Consider the following 24,327-nt stretch of genomic DNA (forward strand, 5'->3'; position numbering starts at 1 on the left):
TGAATTCTAGTAAAATCAAGATAATTTCATAAAAGACCTTATCAGATCGGTGAGGTAGAGGCGCGAGCAACATGAGTAGTCAATAGGAGTATGACATCGTTGAGTATTGATAAAAGGGTTGCTGGCCGAAGCGTAATAAGAGTCAAGCTTATTATTGCTGGTATGTTTTCAAATAGGGGACATACTGTCATGCTAAAGGGATTGTGCATGGAGAACTACTGATCGAAATGGAGGATAACGTATATTAATTGTAGTGGCAATGGTAGGTTATTTTCTATCATTGCCTTTTTGCGTACATTTTTCACTTATCTCCATGTACCTCCCTCGTATTTTAATTAAGAGAAGGGGAGTTTTACAAAATGTCCAACGAAGTATCAACCTCTAAGAAGAAGTTCCAATTTCCACATGTATTTATTATTCTGTTTGGATTTGTCATACTTGTTTCCGCCATTACGTACTTCATTCCTGCAGGTGAGTTTGAAAGAGAGACTAATGCAGATGGCAGAACCATTGTAGTTGATGGGACATACAGTAGTGTGGATGCTAGTCCAATCGGTTTTTTTGATATTTTCCAAACCATACATACAGGGATGGTACAGGCTTCCGAAATTATATTCTTTATCTTTCTTGTAGGAGGGGCTTTTGGCATTCTTCGTGCGACCAACACACTAGAAAGCGCCTTTGGCTCATTATCTAAAAAATTAGTAGGAAAAGAATTATGGATTATACCCGTTGTTATGCTATTCTTTTCTGTTGCTGGTGCTACCTTTGGTATGGCGGAAGAAGCCATTCCATTTATACTGATCATGGTGCCTGTTGCGCTTATGATGGGGTTTGACTCCATTGTTGGGACTGCTGCCATCCTCGTTGGAGTCTATTCAGGTTTTACGGCTGCATTTATGAATCCATTCACTGTGGGGGTGGCACAGGGAATCGCAGAGCTACCAACATTCTCAGGAATGAGTGTTAGGTTTATTTTTTGGCTCGTGTATCTTGGAGTCAGCATTGCTTATGTAATGATTTATGCCCGCAAGGTTAAAAACGACCCATTAAAAAGCATTGTGTATGAGGAAGACCAGAAAAGGGAAAAAACAAACGCCCTTGACCAACCGACGCTGTCGAAAAGGCAAATTGTTATTTTAGCCATTCTAATTTTAACTCTTGTTGGACTTGCCCTTGGAGTAACATTACAAGGCTGGTATATTACAGAGATAGCTGGTTTATTCCTGCTAATGGGTGTTTTAATTGGAATAGTAGGTAAAATGAAAATGAACAAAATAGCTGAGTCTTTCGTAAAAGGCTGTGAGGAGCTAGTGTTAGGGGCGCTAGTTGTAGGTTTTGCGTACGCTATTTTGGTTGTGTTGCAGGAAACCAACACGATTGATACAATTCTTTACGCAGTTTCCAATATTGTTTCTGGATTGCCATCAGGCTTATCAGCCATTGGAATGTACTTAACACAAAGTGCGTTGAATTTTATTGTACCATCAGGTAGTGGACAAGCTGCACTAAGTATGCCAATCATGACACCTCTGGGTGATTTGCTTGGTGTTGATCGCCAGACAGCAGTACTGGCATTCCAGTTTGGTGACGGTATTTCTAACATTTTTGCACCGACTGCTGGAGTATTAATGGCAGCCCTGGCCATTGCTCGTATTTCTTATGTAAAATGGATAAAATGGATTTGGCCATTAATCCTTATCCAATATGCACTTGGTGCTATTTTTGTAACCATTGCACATCTATTTATTTGGTAAAAGGTTTGAAACGGGCTTCCTTAACGAGGGAGCCCAAAATTTTTAAAAATAGTTTTTCCGGCTTTAACTTGCAGAAAGCCCCCGGGGATCAACTGCCAGTAAAGGACCGATTCGTTCAACTAACATTTGCTGGGGGAGAGAAGGAACCCTCACCTAGTGAAGTTTCACTTTGTAATGGAGGTAGAAAAATTGATGGAGAATCTTGATAAGTTATTGCACGAGCTTTATCCAGAATTAGTGGCTTTCAGAAGGGATCTTCATATGCATCCGGAGATTTCACACCAAGAGGTGCAAACACCGCAAAAGATTGCCGATTATTTGGAGGATTTGGGTATTGAAGTTAGAAGGAGTGTTGGGGGAAGAGGAGTTGTAGGAACACTAAAAGGTGGTAAGCCCGGTAAGACAATTGCCCTACGTGCCGACTTCGATGCACTTCCTATTCAAGACGAAAAAGAGGTTACATATAAGTCAACGATCCCAGGTGCCATGCACGCTTGTGGGCATGACCTTCACACGGCTGCCCTTTTAGGTGTTGCAAATGTGTTAAGCAAGTTTAGAGAAGAAATTCCAGGAAATGTGGTGTTTATTCATCAATTTGCTGAAGAGTCGACCCCTGGTGGTGCAAAGCCAATGATTGAAGATGGTTGCTTGGAAGATGTGGATGTGATTTATGGTGCACATGTCATGTCGACAGACCCACTCGGAACGTTTAGTGTAAAAGAAGGCTTTGCATCCTCGGCACAGGATGATTTCAAGATTGTCATTCGTGGAAAAGGGGGCCATGGGTCTGAGCCTCATTTAGCTATAGACCCCTTAGTGACGGGTAGTCAGTTAGTCGTTAACTTGCAACAAATTGTTAGTCGAAGGGTAAACCCTCAGCAAGCAGCAGCTGTTACAGTAGGCTCTTTTGTCAGTGGGGAAGCAACAAATGTTATTCCCGATACCGCTGTAATTAAAGGGACAGTCAGAACCTATGATGAGGAAGCCCGTTCCATTATTGAGCAGGCAATGAAACATATAACGAAATCAACTTGCGAGGCAGCAGGTACCACATTTGAATTCGAGTACGTTAAAGACTGTCCTTCCATCTGGAACGATCCGGGACTAACGAAGCACGTAGAAGAAATAGTAATAGATACATTCGGTTCAGATTATCCCATTAAGCATACGCCTATGATGGGCAGTGAGGATTTTTCTTTCTACCAGAAGGAAATACCTGGTGTTTACTTCACGGTAGGGGGAGGAAACCCTGAACTAAATGCCGTGTATCCACACCATCATCCGAAATTTGATGTAGACGAGCGTGCTATGCTTGATATTGGTAGGATATTCATTCGACTTGTTTTGCAAAATACTAGAAACAAATAATTAAAAACCCCCTGGATATTGCTCATGGCAGCGTAAATTCAGGGGTTTTTTGTCCCGCCTTAACTGGCAGTAAGACCCCCACCAAATGAAGTTTCACTTTATAGGGAAAACACATAATCTCCAAGGGATGTCTATCAATTACATAGGTATTTCCAGTAATTTGTGAATATAAGGTTATTTCTAAATAAATTTGGGTATTATTCCCTATGCGCAGTTGAATTTTTGGTAAATTTAGCATAGTATTTTTATGAGAGAGGTGGGGACGTGAAGGCGAAATTCCGATTTAAGCTGTTTATTACGATGATTACTTTTGCTCTCGTTATTTCTTTCAGTATTGCAATTATCGATTATTTAAAGCTGAAAGAAGAGGCAATTAACAATAATCAAGCACAAATTCAGCAGACAGAAGATATTGTGATCAATTCATTAAGTACAATCGATAAAGCCTATACCATATTTGACCAAGAAATAACTGAGGAAATGAAGGAACATACAGAAGAACTGATCGAACGCTATCAAGCTAATCCGACTTTTGAAGATTGGGATTTTGCAACAATAAAAGAAGAAATTGGAATGGATGTATATATTATTAATGATGAAAATGTCATTATACATACAAGCTTTAAAGAAGACCAAGGATTGGACTTTGCTTCCTGCTGTACTGATTTTTCCAATTTACTAGACCAGCGTCGAGAAGCTGGTGAGTTTACAACGGACGGGCTGGACGTCCAACAAAAAACTGGCGAATTAAAGAAGTTTAGCTATATGGCTACGCCAGACAAGGATTACATATTTGAACTCGGCTACTCCTTAGCGGATGAGCGAATTTTCCAAGAGTTTAATTTTCTTCGTGTTATAGAAGATTTGGAGAAAAGGTATAATACGATTAATGAGATAAATGTGTTAAATACAGATGGCTTTAAGCTTGGAGCAATGACGGAAAATCATTCAAAACCTTTAAAAAGACAGGAAGCATTTAATCATGCAATTAACACAGGGGAAATCACTGAAGTAGAAGGTGAATGGCAAGGAAAGCCTGCCCTATATCGATATATTTATTATGCTGCTGATAACAAGCAAGGCATTTCAACCAACCGGGTTGTGGAGATTAATTATAACCGCGAGAGTTTGGGTACTATCTTATCGCAGAATCGGACGATTTTTCTATGGCAGCTTGCTATTGTTTTTCTAGTAACTATTGCACTTGCCTTACTTATTTCAAAATGGGTGGCCAGACCAATGCACATGGCTTTTCATGACCGGCTAACAGGATTGAAAAATCGCACGGCCTTTGAAGAAATTTTGGAAAAAAGAATGAAGGAACGACAAGAAACTGCCATACTTATGATTGATTTAGACCATTTTAAAAAGGTAAACGATATTTTAGGTCATGATAAAGGAGATGAATTACTTAAAAAGGTAGCGATTTGTATTAAGAGACACTGTCGTCAGGAAGATACGGCCATTCGTATGGGAGGAGACGAGTTTATCGTCTTGTTACCGAATAGTACAGTGGAGGAGTCGGCCGATGTAGCAGAGAAGCTTCTAAATGCTATTTCACATCTGTTTCAATCTGTTACAGATGTCAGCGGTATCCCGTTGACAGCGAGTATCGGAATTAGCATCACACCAAAGGATGGCATAGATATTGATACACTATATAAAAAAGCAGATATTGCCTTATATGCCTCCAAGCAAAAAGGAAAAAATCAATACTATGTGTACAATGAAAGCGGCTCATTTGTGCAAGGTATGTAAAGCTGTCAAGAAGGTACCCTTTTGACAGCTTTTTGCTTTGGGAACTATTTTTAGAACGGATTCAGCACGTTTATTAGTTTTGGGAATAATAATCAAAGGTGTCCATTGCCAGGGTGACTCCTTGTGCAAATGCTGCGCCGCCACCTATCGCTGCGCTTACTCCCACTGCTTCCATGAACTCTTCCTCTGAAACGCCATTTTCGACACAACCTTTTGCATGGTACATGATGCAGTATTCATCTTGTGCATAAATGCTAATACCAAGTGCAATTAGCTGCTTTTCCTTCTTTGTTAAAGCTCCTTTTTCAAAGCAAGCTTCTGTAAATTCGAAATATCCTTTTGTTATCTTAGGAAGCTTTGCTTCAAAACGACTTGTTCCCTCTTTAAAATCAAGAATTGATTGGTCAAAATAATTTACTAGTTCCGATTCATGTGATTCCATTATTTTCCCTCCATTTTGCAGGCTAAATACGCCATATAAGTGCGAATATGCTAAACTGTTTGGCAGGAAGTACATTGGACAGCCTGTATGTCGCAGATAATCTTCTTTTTCACTTTATATTTTTCTAGGCATTGGGAAAATTATGTGTGTGAAATTATGGAATTAGCAATAATCTCTATTCCGCCTTAACTGGCAGTAAAGTCACCGCCAAGTAAAGTTTTATTTCATATAGACAATGGGGGGATTGACTGATGTTATTAGGGGGAGAGCCTTCTACTTTACCAGAAGCGATATGGATAGTGGCGTAAGCATGTCAGGGTTGTTATACTTATAATACATCAAGGAAATAAGGGAGGAAAACACCTTGATTAAGAAGACAAGTTTAGAAAAAGACGCCATGCGCGTTTTAAAAGAAACAAGCAGAACATTTTACATACCGATCACCCTTTTAAAGCAACCATTAAAAATGGCGGTTGGTTCCGCTTATTTATGCATGCGGGCCATTGATGAAATAGAAGATCATGAAGCACTGGATAACGACACGAAACATGTGTTACTAAACAAAATCAGTTCCCTTTTATTATTAGATAGATTCGATAAGCAAGCATACAGCGAGTTGCTTGAGCCGTATAAGACGATCTTACCTGAGGTAACCTTAAGATTAGGGGAATGGATTGAAGTATGTCCAACTGGCATTGTGGGTAAGGTACTGGAATCCACTAGTATTATGGCAAAAGGGATGGCAGATTGGGCTAAGCGAGACTGGGTGGTACATACAGAAGAGGACTTGGATGATTATACATACTATGTTGCAGGTCTGGTTGGGGTCATGCTGTCTGATATCTGGGAATGGTATGATGGGACGGTAACAGATAGAGACTTGGCAATTGGTTATGGCAGAGGTCTTCAGGCTGTAAACATGCTACGTAACCAAGAAGAAGATGCCGAACGTGGAGTGCATTTTATACCAGATGGATGGAAGCGAGCGGATTTGTTTACGTATGCCAGTAATAATCTTGCAAAAGCCGATATATATATAAAATCTATTGAAACTCGCCACATTTTGCATTTTTGTAAAATTCCTTTAGCACTAGCAAAAAGAACTTTAAAAGCGATGCAGGATGGGAAAGAGAAAATGTCTCGAAATGAAGTGGAACAGACGGTTGAGGAAATTGTAAACGAATAAATGCGAAAATAAATTTAAAAGTGGACTATGAACTGCTATAAAGGGAAAATTAGTGGAGAAGCATGCAAGAGAGATGTAGTAATATTTTGACCAATCAGGAAAATTAACCTATAATGTTGAGCTGTGTTATAAAAAGGGCAAGCTGATGGTATATCGTCAGGGTTATTATGAAGTTCATAATAGTCAACTTCCATCCAACGGTCTCAAATGACAAAGCTTTAAACCAATTTTAGACACTTGCTCCTAAAAAATTAGGAGGAAAAGCGTGAAGCGTGAATTAAAGAAATTAGACTGGCCAGTTTTCATCATTAGTGGTGGTTTTCTAACTGCATTTATTGTACTTTCATTAATCAATAGTGAAATGGTTGGTAATGCCATCAATAGTCTATTTGACTACTCTGCAACATTTTTTGGTGCTTACTGGCAGTTGCTGCTGTTAGGGAACTTTTTTATTGGATTAGGTTTAGCTATATCTAAGTATGGAAAAGTAAGACTAGGAAAACAGGATAAACCAAAGTACAGTTATTTCCGTTGGGTTGCAATGATTTTAGTAACCCTATTGGCAAGTGGAGGTGTCTTCTGGGCTGCTTCAGAGCCAATGTATCATTTTATGACCACACCGCCCTTATTTGGTGGAGGAGAGTTTAACAATATTAACGCCGCATTAGCACAATCTTTTATGCACTGGGGATTCACGGCCTGGGCTATTCTAGGTACACTTGCAACGATTGTTATGATGTATGTACATTACAATCGAGGATTTCCTTTGCGCCCCCGAGGGTTACTCTACCCCATCTTCGGAGAGAAAATTTACCATAAAAGCATTCTTGGATCCTCAGCAGATATTTTTTCCGTTATTGCAACGGTTGCAGGGACGCTTGGCCCGTTAGGATTTCTTGGCCTGCAAATATCCTATGGGCTACACCACCTATTTGATGTACCCAATACGCTAACTGTAAGCATTGTGGTTGTCATAGGATTAGCGGTGATTGCGGCTATTTCTGCTGCAACAGGAGTAGATAGAGGTATTTTAACGCTTAGCCGTTATAATGTTGGCCTTACTATATTTTTAGCAATCGTTGTATTAATTATAGGACCGACTATGTTTATTTTAGATGGCTTTGTTGGTGGTACAGGTCATCATATCCAAAACTTCTTTACCATGAGTCTGTTTCGTTCGGATCATGCATGGTTAGGTGCATGGACGATATTCTTCTGGGGTTGGTTTATCGGCTATGCTCCAATGTTAATCGTATTTATTAGCAGAATATCCCGAGGAAGAACGATTCGTGAATTAATTATTGCGGTCTCCATCGTCGCACCAATCGTGAATAATTTCTGGTTCTCTATTGTCGGTGGAACAGGAATCTTTTTTGAAGTAGAGAAGCCAGGTTCTATTTCAAACGCGTTGAATGATGGTGGTATGCCTGCAGCTGTAATGGCGATCACCGATCAACTGCCACTAGGAACATGGATAGGGTTAGGATTTTTAATAGTATCCATTGTCTTTGTTGCGACAACGGTGGATACGATGTCGTATACTGTGGCCGCTACGCTTACAGGGAATGATAGCCCTAGAAGGTGGTTGCGTGTGTTTTGGGCGGCAATCTTTGGGCTAACAACTGCTGTTATTCTTTCCATTGGGGAAGATAGCATCTCTTCTATCCAAAATTCGATTGTCATCACTGCGGTACCAGTATCCCTACTTCTTCTTCCGCCATTATGGAATGCGCCAAAAGTAGCTAGAAAGATGGCGATTGAGCAGGGATTGATTTGGCAAAGAGAGATGGTTAAAAAGATGAATAAATAGGAAGCATATTCCCATAAAAGAAAGACACCTGAGTGAAGGTGTCTTTTTTATCTATTTTTTATTAAATAGTGATTTAAAACCAAGGTAAAGAATGGCTCCGCCAAAAATAATAATGGCAATGCTGCCAACAAGATCAAGTATGTTGGCTATTTCTTCGGTGATAATGGCGGAGGATGGGACATTGACGAGTCCGAAACCAGCAAGAACACAAGCTAAATAAAGCAAAGCTAATTGATACACGTTGGATTCCTCCTTTCACATTATTCTATGAAAAGGAGTGGAAGAAGGGTGTGTGCTCGCCCTCTTGTGGCTATCTTAGTAACATTGAAAGGATTGAATATTGTTTAAATCAGTTCCGAAAAAGACCCATCTATTTCCAGTCCATCTAAATCCAGAAATAGAGTTTCTTCCTACAAACGTAGGGAAGAACCAGAATGATTGCCAACGTAACCAGATAAAAGTGAAACGGAACAGGCAGCTACGTATGGCGCCAGGATCTACAGCAAATAATTGGGCTTGTGGCTGGACTGGTTGAAAAGATGGTGGCGGAGTAGAAGGTGGTGACCCAGGCTGCCCTGGAAACCCTCCTTGTCCCGGGAATCCGCCGCCCTGTCCTGGTGGAAAACCTGGGAAGCCACCTTGGCCCGGTGAGCCTGGGAAGCCGCCTTGTCCGGGTGAACCAGGAAATCCGCTACCAGGTCCAAATATTCCTCCGAAAAGTTGCCCAGGGAAATTTATCTGTCTTTCTTCATCATATTCATGATCGTATGGGGTTTTATTATAATAATCCATTAAGTTACCTCCTCAATTATACTCCATACTAATATATGGTCGATCGTCTATTTTGGGATTCATTTAAAAAAATTGGGCAGTAGTCATATGTTCCTTTGTTTTTTATCAATAAATTTAAAAAAAGCATTTTTACTTCTTGACTCTAACGTTACGTTATACTTTACAGTGATTAGTGAGAGGGGGAGATGGCTCTGAAAGTAAAAGAAGTAGCAGAATTAGTTGGTATTAGTGTGCGCACACTACATCACTACGACGCAATCGGTTTATTACAGCCTGAAGAGGTAACAGATGCGGGTTACCGAATTTACTCTGGGAAAGATTTAGAGAAGCTGCAGCAAATCTTATTTTTTAGAGAACTGGACTTTCCTTTAAAGAGAATAAAAGAGATTGTAACGAGCCCCTCCTTTGATCAGCACGAGACGTTAACATTGCACAAAAAGATGCTTTTGGAAAAACGAGGTCGAATCGACAAAATGGTTAGAACAATTGATAAGACAATTGAGTATAGGAAAGGAGAGAGAAAAATGAGTGCAAAGGAAAAATTTGAAGGATTCGATTTCAGCAAGAACCCTTATGAAGCAGAGGCTCGTGAGCGATGGGGGGATAAAGCTGTGGAGGAATCAAAAGAAAAGTTAAACAGCATGTCAGGTAAAGAAAAACAGGAGTTTGAGAATAAGTTTAATTCCATTTACCGAGAATTGGCAGAGGTTCGCCATCTGGATCCAGCCTCTGATGTAGCACAAGAAAAAATTGAAAAGTGGTATCTTTTCTTAAATACAATGGGCAGGTATTCACTTGAGGCCTTTAAAGGGTTAGGGCAAATGTATGTTGAGGACCAGCGTTTTACGAAAAATATTGATCAGTTTGGAGAAGGCCTTGCAGTATTTATGCGAGATGCTATGGCCATCTATGCAGATAAAAGGAAATAAAGAAGGGGGCTCTTACATGCTCCCTTCTTCTTTTGTATCGTTTATGAAATGATAGAATTCTAGTGCTGTGGATAACGAAACAATTGAATCAGCCACGTCTTTCTCCTCTTACAAACTTCGCACTGCTGCTTGGATATCCTTTGCCTTGGTGATGGCTGAGATGACAGCTACACCGTCTGCACCGGCTTCCATTACTTCATTAGAATTGGTTGTGTTAATTCCACCAATTCCTACGAGTGGGAAATTTGGGTGCTGTTTTCTAATTTGGGAGATCCATTTGGTGCTGACGGGAGTTTTAGCATCGCTTTTTGTCCCTGTTGCAAAAACAGGGCCTGCACCAAGATAATCAACTGCCGATAAAGGGCTATTCTCCAACTCTAGTGAATTTGATACGGATAAGCCAATTATTTTATCAGGAAATCGTGCTCTTACTTCCTCTGCAAATCTATCATCTTGGCCAACATGAATTCCATCTGCTCCTAAAACTTCTGCAAGCTCTAAATCATCATTTACGAAAAAAGGGATGCTGTATTCATAACAAATCTCCCTTAATTGCCTTCCTAACACAACTTTCCGTAAGCCAGCTAGTGACCCGGGCCCTTTTTCACGAAACTGAAAAGCAGTGATACCAGCCTGAACTGCTTCTGTTAAAATTTCTATGGGATCTCTATCGCAATTCTGACTTCCCATAATAAAGTACTTGCGCAATAGGTGTGCCTCCATTTAACTCTCCCTTTCTTCTAGTGTTTGCACATCCATCGACAGGGCGTCTATAAACGTAGGTAAGAAGCTACCTGGTCCCTGTACTTGTTGTTGATTTGCTGCATAGGAGGCAGCGAATCCATAAAAAGATACAGCGGTTTTGAGGCAATCTTCTGTATTGTGATCGGTAGTCAAACAAGCTGTCATAATCGACCCTAGTAAACAGCCTGCACCTGTAATGCTACCTAATAATGGATCACCAGATTGGTTGCTGAACAGTTTTCCGTTTGTATAAATATAATCTGTTTCCCCTGTGACAACAGCGGATGTTTGTAAGGTGTCTGCGACTTTCTTGGCTACTTCCTTTGCATCACCTTTTCCAATAGAGTCGACTCCCTTTGTTTCCCATGGAGTTTGCACAAGATGAGCCATTTCACCTGCATTTCCTTTAATAGCGGTAAACTGAATTTCATCAGTAAGCTGTTTTACAGCGTCCATGCGAAAGGAAGTTGCTGCTACTCCAACAGGGTCTAAAACAACAGGGATTCCTTTTTGATTGGCTGCCACCCCGGCCTTGATCATAGCCGGTAATTCTGCGGAGGTTAATGTGCCAATGTTAATTAATACGCCATTAGCTGCAGTAGCCATATCTGCTGCTTCTTCCTCTGCTTTTGCCATGACAGGAGCACCGCCGAAAGCAAGCAGGCCATTTGCCGTAAAATTCATGACAACCTGATTGGTCAAATGGTGAATTAGCGGTTTGGTCCTTCTAGCGTCTTTTATAATATCTGCATTCATTAGCTTCTTTGTTCCTCCTTTGTTCTACTAGCCCAATGATTTGTTGGGCCATTTCCTGAACCAATGTCAAAAGAGCTTCGTATTGCTGCAGTCACAAACCTTTTTGCTTGTCTGACAGCTTCATGGAGTGGTAGCCCTTTGCTTAAATTTGCTGTTATGGCGGCAGAATAGGTGCATCCTGTCCCGTGCGTATTTTTTGTAGGGATACGTTCCTCGGAATACATATGAATCTGGTGGCCATCATAAAGGAAATCTACTGCTTCTCCTTGTAAATGTCCTCCCTTAATAAGTGCTGCGCCAGCATGTAATTCATCTACAATAAAAGCAGCAGCATCTTTCATATCTTCTGTTGTCTCTATCTTTCTCCCTGTTATAAATTCAGTTTCAGGTAAGTTTGGCGTCACAATGGTTGTGAGTGGGAGCAGTTCTTTTTTTAAGAATTGCCGCGATTCCTCATCAATTAAGGAATCGCCACTTGTTGCTACCATAACAGGATCCATTACATAGGCGGCGTCTACGCTCGCAAGACGTGCGGCTACTGCTCGCATCATTGCCTCATTGGCAATCATTCCTGTTTTCAGGGCGTGTACTGGCATGTCGGAAAAAACCGACTCAAGCTGCTGTTCAATAAATGCAACAGAAAGATGGTTTATATCCTGCACGCCTGTGGTGTTTTGCGCTACGACAGAGGTGATGACAGACATACCATATGTTTTTAATTCCTGAAATGTCTTTAAATCTGCTTGAATGCCAGCACCTCCGCTTGGGTCAGTGCCCGCAATGGTTAAGGCGCACGGTACGTAGGTCATCAGCTAAGCTCCTTTACAGCAAATGGCCACTCCTCGAGAGTGTAAGCCATTTCCCAAAATTTTAATTCTAACTGGCAGCTCTTACGAAATGCGTCTTTCATTTTTTCCTTTTCTTCAGGAGAACTATTAGCAGCAAATTGATCGAGACGAGTGCGTAATTCATTGGTCGTGTGCTCGATTTCTTCTCCAACGTAAAAAGAGATCCAATCGTAAAAAGGGTGCTCTATACTTGGTTCAAATTCTTTCATTAATGTCTGACCAATTTCCCAATACGTCCACGGGCAAGGAAGTAAGGCTGCAAGAATCTCTCCAGGCGATCCCATTTGTGCATGGTACATCATATGTTTAATGTAATGGTCTGCAGTTGGTGGAAGTGGGTGGCCTTGCAAATTTTCATACTTGACACCGATGTGCTCACAGAAATTCCTGTGTGGATGAATTTCATCGTGAAGCACAAATTTTATTTGGTCAAAAAAGTAAGCAATATCCTCCCGATTCTGTGACTTGGCCAACGCAATACCGTAGATTTGCATAAAAGCATTCAAATATTCAAAATCCGCCTTCACATAGTGGGCTAGCGCTTCTTTTGAAATATCTCCTTTTCCAACCCCCTGTACAAAAGAGTGATGAAAAATTGCTTCAAACAAATCATCATTTTCTTTTCTTAACTGTTCTGAAAAGCTCATAAAAATTTCCTCCTTTTTTTATGAATAAGTCATCGATTTCGCAAATTCATTTAGGCCTTGCCTATGTTTCTTGTATTCTGGTAATAGCACGCTGATTTAGGCGAGAGACAATAAATAAACCAATGAACGCACCGGTAATACTGCTGACAAGAAAAGATGGCATGAAGAAGAATGCCCCGACAGCATTTCCTAGTAAAATGGTGGAGAATGGCACAGCGAATAGAGAGCCGACTATTCCTGTTCCAATCATCTCACCTGCAGCTGCCCAGCGTTTCTTCTCAAGTTTTTTATACAGAATACCTGCAAGAAAAGCGCCTATCATCCCACCAGGAAATGCGAGCAATGTGCCAAGACCAAGCATGTTTCGAATTAAGCCAATTACAATGGCAATGCCAACTGCTGGACCAGGTCCTAATAAAACCGCTGCAATAACGTTCACCGCATGCTGTACAGGATAAGCTTTTGCAATCCCAGCAGGAAACCAAAGGAATTGAGATCCAATTGTCCCTATAGCAACAAGCACGGCCATCATGGTAAGCAAATGTATTTTTTTCATGGTAACCTCCTTTCTTCCGAAGAAAAGACTACGTATCATTCCTAAGAAGAACAATACGTCCAGCACCTAAACAGACGCTTACGCTTTTGTTTGACTAACACCTTTAGGCAATACAAAAAAGCCAGGTCACAAGGGGACCTGACTTTGGCAATTGAAAATAGAATAGACGTTTTGTCCACTACTTCCCTCCGCTGGTATTAACCAGATCAGGTTCATAAGAGTCGGTAGCTTCTGTGCTAACCTCTCAGCCCGGCATTATCGGGCCCCCCTAGTAGTCTTCTTCGTATAAAATTAGTAACGGTAATGTACCGTTGATTATAGATTAACAGACTATTACCATTTTGTCATGAGCAGATGGATAGAAATTAAGGTTTAAAAATCACTTTAATACTACCATCCTCTTTTTTATCAAACATATCATAAGCTTTATCTGCATCATCTATAGACATTTTGTGGGTAATCAAATCTGTCGGGTCAAATTTTCCCTGTTCGATCATATCATACAGCTTCGGCATCATATGGATAACAGGCGCTTGCCCCATTGTAAGCCCAACATTTCTTGTGAAGAAATCTCCTAGGGGGAAGCTATTAGCATCTGTTCCATAAACGCCTGTTAATTGTACAGTACCGAATTTCCTTACAGCTTTTGATGCCGTAACAATTGGGCTAATGGTTCCGAATTGGTTATCCATTTCAGATCCGAATTCAGTTTTAGGTGGTACTGTACCATCCATACCTACACAGTCGATGACTACATCTGCTCCACCTTTTGTTTCTTCATGCAATAATTCGCCTATATTTTCATTTTCTTTAAAATTAAACGTCTCGACATTATTTGTTTTAGCAGCGTGGTCTAAACGGTAGCCCATTTGATCAACAGAAATGACACGTTTTGCACCTTTTAACCAGGCAAACTTCTGTGCCATTAAGCCTACAGGGCCAGAACCAAGCACAATGACGGTGTCTCCTTCTTTTACCCCGCCGTTTTCTACACTCCAATACGCGGTTGGGATAACGTCAGATAATAATAGTACCTGTTCATCATCTAATTCGCTGGATTCTGGTACTTTAAAAGAAGTGAAGTCAGCATATGGTACGCGCAGATATTCTGCCTGTCCACCTGGATATCCGCCGTTTTGTTCCGTAAAGCCAAATAACCCACCTACTTCGCCATGTGGATTTGATTCATCACATTGGCTTTCCATTTGGTTTTTACAGAAAAAGCATTCGCCACAACCAATATTAAATGGAATGACAACTCGGTCTCCCTTTTTCAGGTTTTTTACTTCCGAACCAACTTCCTCTACAATGCCCATTGGTTCATGGCCTACCACGTAGTCGATTTCTGGCTCGACCCCTCCATGATAAAGGTGCAGGTCGGAACCGCAAATTCCGCTTGCCGTAATGCGTATGATCATATCCGTGTTCTCCTGGATCTCCGGAGTAGGTACTTCTTTTCCAACCATTGATTGTTTCCCTTGGTATGTTACAGCTTTCATTACGTCACATCCTTTAAAATAAGTTATAGAGAATATTTCCGATATTTAGTACTATTAAACAAGACCAATTATTATCAGGATGTGATGAACATGTCAGAAGGGCTGATATTCAGCAATATTGAGAAACATACAAAGGATAACCTTCTTTTCTCAGCTTTTGATCTTACCTTAGGTAAAGGGGACATTACAGCTATCTATTCAACGCTAAATGTGCGAAAAATGCTCCTCGACCTTTTAGGAGGGAAGACAATAGCTTCTAGCGGGAAAATTTCAATACATGGAAAAACGATAGAAGAAGATAAAAAAGCATATATGTCCGCTATCAATTTCTTTTTTTATGAAGAAGGGATGTACGAGAGGTTAAAAGTAGAAGATTATTTTACGTTTATCATAAAGCTATATGACTCAAGTAGCCGAATGGATGAGGTGATTAGTGACACCCAGCTACAGGAAAAAAGGCGGGTGAGGATTCGGAATCTAAGTGACTCAGAAAAAAGAAGGGTACATTTTGGCAGAATGATCATTCAAAATGCAAATATCGTTATCTTTGAAGAACCAGACTTAAACGTGGATATGGAAACAAGGCGAGTATTCATTAACTTGTTAAAAAAGCAACAGAAGAAAGGAACGACCAGTTTAATCCTCACAGGTAATTTGGAGAGTGCATTAACCATAGCAGATCAAGTATTTCGTCTGGATGAAAATGGTCTTCATACTGTACAGGTTGCCGAGGAGGATAATACTAAAGAAGAATTAGAACGGGAAGAGGATAACGAAGAGGAAAACATAAACCCTTTCCAATTCAATAAAATACCAACAAAGGTAAATGAAAAGATTGTTTTATTTGATCCACAGGAAATTGATTATGTGGAAAGCATGGAAGGTCAATCCTATATCTATATTAAAGGTGAATCATTTCCTTGCCTGTTTACGCTAAATGAATTGGAGAGTCGACTTCAACATGTTGGCTTCTTTCGTTGCCATCGGTCTTATATTGTGAACCTGCAAAAAGTCCGGGAAGTGATCACATGGACAAGAAATAGTTATAGTCTCATTTTAGATGATAAAGCAAAATCATCTATTCCGCTTTCCAAAACAAAAATGACGCAATTAAAGGAAATGTTGGGCCTGAAATAAGCTCCATTCAACCCGTTATTTGCTCCATTCACGGAAAAAGTGCTGATTTAACGCGGTTTTCCTTCTATAGTTGAGATATAGCAAAACAACACCAACTGGGAGGAAAACGAATGGAAAACATTATACAAGTGAAGTCACTCGCCAAGATTTTTGGAAATCAAACAGCACTGGAGGACGTAAATTTTTCTGTACAAAAAGGAGAAACGTTTGGTTTTCTTGGACCAAGTGGATCAGGGAAAACGACTACAATAAAAATTCTAACAGGACAACTTACCCACACTTCAGGGGTAGCTTCTGTTTTTGGAAGGCCAGCAGCTTCCTTAAAAAAACCTGAACATCGCAGAAGGTTTGGGGTAATCACAGATAACAGTGGACTGTATCAGCGACTTACCATTGAAGAAAATTTAAAACTCTATTGCCAGCTTTATGATGTACCGACAATACGCATCTCAGAAGTATTGGAAATGGTCAGCTTGTCAGGTGAAAGAAAAAAGAATGTGGCCAAATTATCAAAAGGGATGATCCAGCGTGTTACCTTAGCTAGGGCCCTTTTGCATGAGCCAGATCTGTTATTTTTAGATGAACCAACCTCTGCGCTCGATCCTGCAAACTCGAAGCACATTCACCAGGGTCTGCGTGAGTTGAACCGTAAAGGAACGACAATATTCCTAACGACCCATGACATGAGTGAGGCAGAAAGTCTTTGTGACCGCGTTGCCTTCCTTCATAAAGGAAAAATTCAGCTTCTCGATAAACCAAAGGCTTTGCGCAGACAGTTTGCAGAAAATACTGTTTCACTGGAATTAAAGGATGGTAGCACGATCAGCTTGCCTGGTGGTCCAGAAGGGGCAAAAGAAATCTATGAGCGAATGGCGTCTGGAGAAGTTGTGTCCATACATTCAAATGAACCAACATTAGGAGATATTTTTGTAGAAGTAACAGGGAGGGAATTAGTATGACATTTTCATTGAAGCGATTTTATGCCATTATTCAAAAGGATATGAAAGATTTATCAAAAAATATGATGATTACATCAACGATGCTAATGCCACTGGTTCTTGCAATCTTTTACGGGAGAATGGACGACGTAACGATTGATATGCACTATTTAATTATTAACCTAGCTTTTGCAGCAGTAGGAGTGTTTGTGCAAAGTGCGATCATAGCCGAAGAAAAAGAAAAAAACACGCTACGTGGTTTGATGTTATCACCCGCGACTTTACCAGAAATACTTGGTGGAAAAAGCACCGTTACCTTGGTTTTAACGGTTGTAACAATAGTGCTCTGTGCTTATTTAACTGGATATGAGCCAGCCAATTACGTTTTAGTAGGAGCAGCAATTTTACTTTCTTGCCTCTTTTACATTGCTGTCGGAACATTGATGGGACTATTGACCAAATCAATAGTGGAAGCGTCGGTGTTATCATTGCCTGTCATGTTCTTGTTTTCTTTTGCATCGTTATTCCTTAACTTTATTGAGGAATATCCGGTCCTTACTTTTATTGAATACTTGCCTAGTACACAGCTAATTGAATTAGCAAAAGAGGTTGAAGCAGGTGCGGGTTTCGCAGACTTGTGGAGCTATTTTGCGGTAATACTTGCCTGGATTGTAGTGGCAAGCATCTTGACTGCGTTTACTTATAAGAAGAAGGAAATGGATGCCTAGAGTTTTATGATCTGTGCATGTATAGCTTCTATAACAGAAAGACCGAACATTCTTAAATGAATGTTCGGTCCTTTGCGTTGTCTTTACCTAAGCTCTTTATCTAAAAATGCATAGAAATCGACCCATTCTTCAATGATTTTGGAGGTCGGTTTTCCTAGTCCATGTCCAGCTTTGGTTTCTAAGCGCAGGATTACAGTCGAATCCTTATGTGCTTTCTCCTTTAATGTCGCAGCAAACTTTTTGGCATGAGCTGGAACTACTCTGTCATCACTTTCAGCTGTTGCAATTAATACTGGTGGATATTTCGCACCATCTTTCACATTATGAAGTGGTGAGTAGGCGTAAAGGAACGGGAACTGATCTGCATTATCCGCACTCCCATACTCCGGGATCCAATAGCGCCCAATGGTAAATATATGGTAACGAAGCATATCTATAACGGGCACACGACAAATCACTGCACCGAAAAGATCAGGGCGTTGAACCATACAGGCTGCAACAAGGAGACCGCCATTCGAACCACCCATAATCGAAAGCTTATCTTTGCGTGTATAGTTGTTATCAATTAACCATTCTCCAGCAGAGATAAAATCATCAAATACATTTTGTTTATTTTCCAGCATTCCTGCTCTATGCCATGCTTCCCCATATTCTGTCCCGCCGCGAAGATTGGCGACAGCATAAATACCGCCTTTGTCCAGCCAACGAAGAATAGCAGGGTTAAAGGAAGGGGTCATGCTCACATTAAAACCACCATATCCGTATAACAAGACAGGATTTTGTCCGTTCAACTCAAGGTCTTTATGATAGGTGAGGAACATTGGTATTTTGGTGCCGTCTTTGGACGGGTAAAAAACTTGAACCGTTTTATATGGGTCCGTATCTACAGCCAAGGTTGACTGGGCGAAAGTTCCTAACTTATCATGCTCTATCTTATAGGAATAAACCGTGGTAGGTTCAAGGAAGGAAGTAAGCCCAAAATAAATGATATCCTCCTCTTTGTTTCTCGTAATATCGGTTAACGAGCCTAGTATCGGCAGCTTAATCTCATGCAAATATTCTCCGCTTTTCTTAAAAAGATGTAGCTGATGATGGGCGTCCTGCATAACTACTGTGATGAGAGTTTCATTCAGCGCCACTATTTCCTCTAAAACACCTTGCTGTTCTGGGATTATTTCACGCCAGTTTTCTTGCTGTGGGGCATTTATATCAATTGCTACAACTCTTCCCATAGGTGCATATAAGTTTGTTTGAAAATAAAATAAACTTCCGTCGTTTGTAATGTAGTTGTATTCTGCGTCCTGTTGATCCAGTAATTTAGTAAAAGCAGACTTCGAGTTAATTGGTTTTATGTAGATGCGATTCTCTGTAGCGGTTCCTTCAAATACTGCTAAACCAATATACTTCTCATCATCACTAATAAAAGCAGAGAACATTAACTCTTTGTCTTCTGGCTGTTCATGAACAAGAATATCTTCTTGTTGAGATGTTCCTAGCTTATGAAAATAAACGCTATTAAAATTACTTTCATCCTCCGGTGCTACAGTTCCAGGCTCAGGAAAACGGCTGTAATAGAAGCCAGAATCATCTGGTAACCAGGCAATGCTAGTGAATTTCACATGCTGAATATGATCCTCTAGTTTGTTATCTTCTATAACATCGATAACATGGAGTTCCTGCCAGTCACTTCCGTGAGTGGATGTGGCGTAGCTTATGTAGTTCCCTGAATAGCTGATGGCGTAATTAGTCAGCGCAATGGTACCATCTTCACTTAATTGATTCGGATCCAACACAACGGATTCGTGTCCATCCTTCGATTTATAAAGAATAGCCTGGTTTTGCAATCCTTCACTGCGCTGATAGAACAAGGTATCCTTTACCTTCTTTGGTACAAAATGCTTTGTGTAATGAAATAATGCGTCTAGCTTCTGTTTGTCTTCATAGCGGTTGGTTGCTGTGGAAAAGTAATTAGAGCATTCTTCTCCGAACTGTTTGCTCCACTCAAGCGAGTCAGACGATTCAGGATCTTCTAACCACCGATATGGGTCGCTAACCTTTGTGCCGTGAAAATCTTCTATAATATTATCTTTTTTTATTTTCATTGGAGATGCCCCCCTCTTTGTCTTACCTTAATGATTCGACAAATAAAAGGGAAATCCTGCTATCAATTCATGCGCTTCATAATAGGAGGTTCTAATAGCACAAAAAAAGGCCAGCAGATTTTCTGCTGACCTTTCTAAAATAATGGAGCATAGCGGGCTCGAACCGCTGACCTCTTCGCTGCCAGCGAAGCGCTCTCCCAGCTGAGCTAATGCCCCGGACAAGATATTATTATACTTGCTTTTCTCCCATTTTTCAAGTAGGAAAACTAGTGGTGCAGTTTACATGCAGGATGGTTCATTTGTACTGTTTTTTAAATTATATGGTTCAAAAGTTCCGAATTTACATAAACTTAACTAAATTACGATAGATTCTAGTAGAGTGTTGTGCCATATTAAAAATGTGTCAGTTTATGGCATAATACTTATTTTAATGGAGGGTATTCATGCGAAATCTGTTAAAGAAAAAGTCTTTTTCGTTTTTGCTGATCTTTACGTTGATTTTCACAAATTTTGCTCCAGTTATTAACGTAGCAGCAGCAGAGACAACTACGGACGATTTGCTTATTTCCGAGTACATTGAAGGGAGTTCTAATAATAAAGCAATAGAACTCTATAATGGTACAGGTGCAGAGATTGATCTATCAAACTATCAACTCGCATTGTATAGTAACGGGAATGAAGAGGTTAATAGTACATTAGATTTAAATGGGATGTTAGCAAGTGGAGAGGTTTATGTTATAGCAAATAGTGGTGCTGGACCTGAAATTACAGAAGTAGCTGATACCACATCGGGTGTAACTAACTTTAATGGAAATGATGCAATTGTTCTTTCGAAAAATGATGAACCGATTGATGTGTTTGGTGAAATTGGTAATGATGCTAATTTCGCAAAAGATCAAACACTAGTACGTAATCAATCTATCACATCAACAACAACTACATTTAACGTGGAGGAATGGGAAAGGTATGATCAAGACACTTTCTCTTCATTAGGAAGCCACGTTAGAGGCGGAGATAACCCAGAAGAGCCTCCAACAGATCCAGAAGACCCTCCGACAGATCCGGAAACGCCCCAAGCTGTTTCCGTCGCCGAAGCTAGAGAGTTAGCTGATGGAACTAGCGTAGAAGTACAAGGTGTGGTCACGGTAGATTCTGAGTCTATTAGCGGGAGCGGTCAATTTACTACATACATCCAAGATAAAACTGGCGGAATTAATATATTTAAATATGAGCAAGGTGACCTTCCAGAGTTAGAAAAAGGAACAGAAGTCAAGGTTACTGGAGAATTAGAGACATATAATGGATTAAAGGAAGTAGTTCCAGGGACGATTGAAGTTCTTGCGGAAGGAGAACCTTTACCAGAAGCTCAGGACATTACGCTTGCAACACTTCAAGATGCTTCTACTGCAGAAGCGTATGAAGGAGAGCTTGTGCAAGTAAATGGCTATGTTTCTTCTGTACCAGCATCACCAGCTGGTGGTGGATATAATATTTCCTTTATGGATGAAGATTTTAATGCAACTACATTACGCGTAATGGAAAACGCATTAGATGTTTCGCAAATTGAAGAGGGTATGTGGTATGACGTTACAGCGATTGTTAGTGAATACAATAGCTACCAGCTTATCCCGACAGAGCAAGTTGATATTAAAGTAGCAGCAGAACAGCCGGAACCGCCATCTGCAGCTGGTGAGTATGAAGCAACAGTAGATTATGTCACGGATGGAGATACAATTCGGATTAATGAAACTGTACTCGGTGGAGACAGAGTAAGATTTTTAAACATGGATACACCAGAAACTTATGCTCCAACAAATAATGGTCCATCACGTGCTGAAGTTAATGAAAACCAGAAAAGACATGGTGAGGCTGCAACAGAATATATGCAATCACTCATTCAGCCTGGTGATGCAGTAACTATTAAAGTTGGCGATGAAGCAACAGATGATTATGGCCGTTTGCTTGCAGAGGTTATTTTAGAAGACGGTACAAATTTAAACCTTAAAATGGTTGAAGAAGGCTATGCTTCTACTTACTTCATCCCACCATTCGATGAAGAAGCGTACCAGACATACCAGGATGCTGTAAAAGAAGCGAAAGACGCTGGGTTAGGTATTTGGAATCCAGAAGACCCACTGCTTGAACTTCCTTTTGTGTTCCGTGCAAAGGATGTTAATGAAGGTGAAGAGGAAGATTTCCACCGTTATGTGGGTAACACAGAAACAAATGAATATGTAGAGCCTGAAAATTGGGCAGATGTACCTGTAGAACATCGCGTGTTCTATTCTAGTGCAGAAGATGCTGAAGCTGCGGGCTTTACTCCTGCAGAAGAAGATTCTGATGTACCTAGTGAGGACAACCTTTTAGTACAATTGTTAAGCATGAACGATCTTCACGGGAAAATTGACCAAGAATATGAGTTAGATCCAGACGGAGATGGCACATTTAATATGTATGGTCGTATGGATTATACTGCCTCTGCTATGAAAGAACGTGAGCAGGACAACGACAATACACTAATGGTACATGCAGGCGACATGATCGGTGGAAGTTCGCCAGTATCTGGTCTTCTTCAAGACGAACCAACTGTGGAAATCATGGAAGCAATGGGATTTGATGTTGGAACGGTTGGGAATCATGAGTTTGATGAAGGTACAGATGAACTACTTCGTATGGTACACGGCGGGGAGCACCCTGAAGGGCTTGGAACTGAAGGTTATGATGGAATGAACTTCCCGAACCTTTGTGCAAATTGTGTGTACAAGGACAGTGGAGAAACAGTACTGGACCCTTACCATATTGAAGAGGTAGATGGGGAGCAAATCGGTTTCATCGGTGTAAATACACAAGCTTCTGCGGGTATGGTTATGCCAGCAGGAATCCAGGACATTGAATTTACAGATGAAGCTGCAGCAGTAAATGATGCTGTGGATGAGCTACAAGCACAAGGTGTTGAGGCAATTGTCGTATTATCACACATGCCAGCTGATCAAGATGGAGAAAGTGCTACTGGTGATGCAGCAGACATGGCAAGAGAAGTAAATGATGCAGTTGACGTTATCTTTGCAGCGCATAACCACCAAGTAGTTGATGCTGTTGTAGATAACAAGTTAATCGTTCAAGCTTCCGAGTACGGTAAAGCATTTGCTGATGTAGATTTGCAAATTGACCGTGAAACAGGCGATATTGTAAATTCAGAGGCAGAGATCGTGTTTGTTAATCAAGATAACTACACTCCAGATCCAACTGTTGCAGGAGTTTTAGACCATTATAGTGAGCAAATTGCACCAATTATGGAAGAAGTAATTGGCTATAATGCAACAAACCTTACAGGAGATTATACAAATGATGGCGATCACGGTTTAGGAAACCTAATTGCAGATGGAATGAACCACGCAATGGGTAGTGATTTTGCCATGATGAATGGTGGGGGAATCCGTGATGATTTACTAGCGGGACCTGTAACTTGGGGAGACCTTTACAACATTCAGCCATTTGGTAACACGCTTATGATGTTTGAAATTAAAGGTGCTGACTTGGCTCCAATTATCGAAGCACAGCTTTCTCCAGAATACGGGCCAGACTATAGCATTAGTGGTTTCCATTACACATGGGATCCGGAAACAAATACTGTGGTAGATGTAACGTATCCTGATGGTACAGCAATTGATCCTGATGAGACTTTCACGCTTACAGTAAACAACTACATGGGAACATCAATGGGTGATAAATATCGCCCGATTAGTGAGTTGGGGGAGAGCCCGGAAATGGGTCCTACAGATCTGGATGCTACAGTGGATTTTGTTCGTAGCTTAGAGAGTACAGAGGAGAACCCTTTCGAATATGAAGCTGAAGGAAGAATCGCCGTTGCTACTGATCAACCAGGTGAAGAAGATCCAAATGAGGATCCACAGCCAGAAGAAGATCCAAACGAAGATCCACAGACACCTGGAGACGACTCCAACAACGATTCAAATGATGACCAGAACGATGATCAAGGGAATGATGGGGCAACTAATCCAGGTAACGACTCTGGAAAGAACACACCTGGAGATAATAATGACAAAGGTGGAAGCCTACTTCCAAAAACTGCAACAGAGATGTACAATTACCTTATTGTAGGTCTTGTGCTCCTATTAGTAGGCGCTGGAACAGGTCTAGTTGTTTACATTAGAAAAAGAAATATGCTAAAAGAAAGCTAGAAGGAATGTAATAAAGCTATAAAATAGAGGCCCCTGAAAATGTGGGTCTCTATTTTTGGTATTTTTTGACGTTTGACGTATTACCTCTATAGGAGTATGATGTATTTTGTCCTTAACGGAAATTATCA

Annotated in this window: 20 protein-coding genes, 1 tRNA gene and 2 riboswitches; of the genes, 10 read left to right on the plus strand and 11 right to left on the minus strand. The window is 40.6% G+C overall.

The annotated features are described in order from the left end of the window. The first annotated feature begins 47 nt into the window (after positions 1-47). Positions 48-226: riboswitch (Lysine riboswitch) on the plus strand. 133 nt (positions 227-359) lie between these two features. From LG273_RS02105 to LG273_RS02115, 3 genes are all read left to right on the plus strand, one after another. Next, entirely contained in the window at positions 360-1,757 is a 1,398-nt protein-coding gene (locus LG273_RS02105) for a YfcC family protein (protein WP_404457321.1), read from the plus strand. Positions 1,758-1,931: 174 nt separating this feature from the next. After that, entirely contained in the window at positions 1,932-3,125 is a 1,194-nt protein-coding gene (locus tag LG273_RS02110) for a M20 family metallopeptidase (RefSeq protein ID WP_404457323.1), read from the plus strand. A gap of 264 nt (positions 3,126-3,389) precedes the next feature. Beyond that, positions 3,390-4,883: a GGDEF domain-containing protein gene (locus LG273_RS02115; RefSeq protein ID WP_379563899.1), complete on the plus strand. Its 1,494-nt coding sequence runs from the start codon at positions 3,390-3,392 to the stop codon at positions 4,881-4,883. A 73-nt stretch (positions 4,884-4,956) separates the two neighbouring features. On the opposite strand, the gene LG273_RS02120 is transcribed toward LG273_RS02115, so the two are convergent. Continuing rightward, on the minus strand, positions 4,957-5,325 hold the full coding sequence (locus LG273_RS02120) for a carboxymuconolactone decarboxylase family protein (RefSeq protein ID WP_404457325.1): 369 nt from the start codon (positions 5,323-5,325) through the stop codon (positions 4,957-4,959). Between the two features lie 364 nt (positions 5,326-5,689). Here LG273_RS02120 and LG273_RS02125 point away from each other — a divergent pair, with 364 nt between their 5' ends. Together LG273_RS02125 and LG273_RS02130 are read left to right on the plus strand one after the other, a co-directional pair. Next, the gene (locus tag LG273_RS02125) at positions 5,690-6,511 is read left to right on the plus strand and encodes a squalene/phytoene synthase family protein (RefSeq protein WP_379563895.1); all 822 of its coding nucleotides are present in this window, start codon (positions 5,690-5,692) and stop codon (positions 6,509-6,511) included. Positions 6,512-6,776: 265 nt separating this feature from the next. Then, positions 6,777-8,321 carry a BCCT family transporter gene (locus tag LG273_RS02130; protein ID WP_379563893.1) on the plus strand — a complete coding sequence of 515 codons (1,545 nt, stop codon included), beginning with the start codon at positions 6,777-6,779 and terminating at the stop codon, positions 8,319-8,321. 51 nt (positions 8,322-8,372) lie between these two features. Here LG273_RS02130 and LG273_RS02135 read toward each other — a convergent pair whose 3' ends face one another. Together LG273_RS02135 and LG273_RS02140 are read right to left on the minus strand one after the other, a co-directional pair. Further along, the gene (locus tag LG273_RS02135; protein WP_379563891.1) at positions 8,373-8,561 is read right to left on the minus strand and encodes a hypothetical protein; all 189 of its coding nucleotides are present in this window, start codon (positions 8,559-8,561) and stop codon (positions 8,373-8,375) included. Positions 8,562-8,636: 75 nt separating this feature from the next. Next, positions 8,637-9,113 (minus strand): hypothetical protein, encoded by a 477-nt coding sequence (locus LG273_RS02140; protein ID WP_379563889.1) that lies wholly within the window; start codon positions 9,111-9,113, stop codon positions 8,637-8,639. A gap of 185 nt (positions 9,114-9,298) precedes the next feature. On the opposite strand from LG273_RS02140, the gene LG273_RS02145 reads away from it, so the two are divergent. Beyond that, on the plus strand, positions 9,299-10,042 hold the full coding sequence (locus tag LG273_RS02145) for a MerR family transcriptional regulator (protein ID WP_404457328.1): 744 nt from the start codon (positions 9,299-9,301) through the stop codon (positions 10,040-10,042). Between the two features lie 108 nt (positions 10,043-10,150). Here LG273_RS02145 and thiE read toward each other — a convergent pair whose 3' ends face one another. The 6 genes from thiE to LG273_RS02175 all read right to left on the minus strand — a co-directional run bounded on the left by thiE (position 10,151) and on the right by LG273_RS02175 (position 15,092). Continuing rightward, positions 10,151-10,765 carry a thiamine phosphate synthase gene (gene thiE / locus LG273_RS02150; RefSeq protein WP_404457330.1) on the minus strand — a complete coding sequence of 205 codons (615 nt, stop codon included), beginning with the start codon at positions 10,763-10,765 and terminating at the stop codon, positions 10,151-10,153. Next, complete coding sequence (gene thiM, locus LG273_RS02155; RefSeq protein ID WP_404457332.1) at positions 10,766-11,542, minus strand: hydroxyethylthiazole kinase; 777 nt, start codon at positions 11,540-11,542, stop codon at positions 10,766-10,768. It abuts the gene before it with no gap. Then, entirely contained in the window at positions 11,542-12,351 is an 810-nt protein-coding gene (gene thiD, locus LG273_RS02160) for a bifunctional hydroxymethylpyrimidine kinase/phosphomethylpyrimidine kinase (RefSeq protein ID WP_404457334.1), read from the minus strand. The genes thiM and thiD overlap by 1 nt, the downstream gene beginning before the upstream one ends. Next, positions 12,351-13,037: a thiaminase II gene (gene tenA, locus LG273_RS02165; protein WP_404457336.1), complete on the minus strand. Its 687-nt coding sequence runs from the start codon at positions 13,035-13,037 to the stop codon at positions 12,351-12,353. Before tenA ends, thiD begins: the two co-directional genes overlap by 1 nt. 61 nt (positions 13,038-13,098) lie before the next feature. After that, entirely contained in the window at positions 13,099-13,593 is a 495-nt protein-coding gene (thiW, locus tag LG273_RS02170) for an energy coupling factor transporter S component ThiW (protein ID WP_379563877.1), read from the minus strand. Between the two features lie 166 nt (positions 13,594-13,759). Next, positions 13,760-13,873: riboswitch (TPP riboswitch) on the minus strand. Between the two features lie 85 nt (positions 13,874-13,958). Next, positions 13,959-15,092, minus strand: coding sequence for a zinc-dependent alcohol dehydrogenase (locus LG273_RS02175; protein WP_379563875.1), 1,134 nt, complete (start codon positions 15,090-15,092; stop codon positions 13,959-13,961). A 90-nt stretch (positions 15,093-15,182) separates the two neighbouring features. Between LG273_RS02175 and LG273_RS02180 the strand changes: the two genes are divergently transcribed. The 3 genes from LG273_RS02180 (at position 15,183) to LG273_RS02190 (ending at position 17,895) form a co-directional block, all read left to right on the plus strand. Then, a complete protein-coding gene (locus LG273_RS02180; RefSeq protein WP_404457339.1) occupies positions 15,183-16,229 on the plus strand; it encodes a LytTR family transcriptional regulator DNA-binding domain-containing protein in 1,047 nt (348 codons plus the stop codon). Between the two features lie 110 nt (positions 16,230-16,339). Further along, complete coding sequence (locus LG273_RS02185) at positions 16,340-17,188, plus strand: ATP-binding cassette domain-containing protein (protein ID WP_379563871.1); 849 nt, start codon at positions 16,340-16,342, stop codon at positions 17,186-17,188. Next, complete coding sequence (locus tag LG273_RS02190) at positions 17,185-17,895, plus strand: ABC transporter permease (protein WP_404457341.1); 711 nt, start codon at positions 17,185-17,187, stop codon at positions 17,893-17,895. The genes LG273_RS02185 and LG273_RS02190 overlap by 4 nt, the downstream gene beginning before the upstream one ends. 83 nt (positions 17,896-17,978) lie before the next feature. On the opposite strand, the gene LG273_RS02195 is transcribed toward LG273_RS02190, so the two are convergent. Then, the gene (locus tag LG273_RS02195; RefSeq protein ID WP_404457343.1) at positions 17,979-19,997 is read right to left on the minus strand and encodes a prolyl oligopeptidase family protein; all 2,019 of its coding nucleotides are present in this window, start codon (positions 19,995-19,997) and stop codon (positions 17,979-17,981) included. A 143-nt stretch (positions 19,998-20,140) separates the two neighbouring features. Further along, positions 20,141-20,213: transfer RNA gene (locus tag LG273_RS02200), tRNA-Ala, on the minus strand. Positions 20,214-20,440: 227 nt separating this feature from the next. Here LG273_RS02200 and LG273_RS02205 point away from each other — a divergent pair. Next, on the plus strand, positions 20,441-24,199 hold the full coding sequence (locus tag LG273_RS02205; protein ID WP_404457345.1) for a 5'-nucleotidase C-terminal domain-containing protein: 3,759 nt from the start codon (positions 20,441-20,443) through the stop codon (positions 24,197-24,199). The last annotated feature ends 128 nt before the right edge of the window (positions 24,200-24,327 follow it).

It is taken from the genome of Oceanobacillus kapialis (assembly GCF_044790185.1).
Taxonomy (GTDB): Bacteria; Bacillota; Bacilli; order Bacillales; family Amphibacillaceae; genus Oceanobacillus_B; species Oceanobacillus_B kapialis.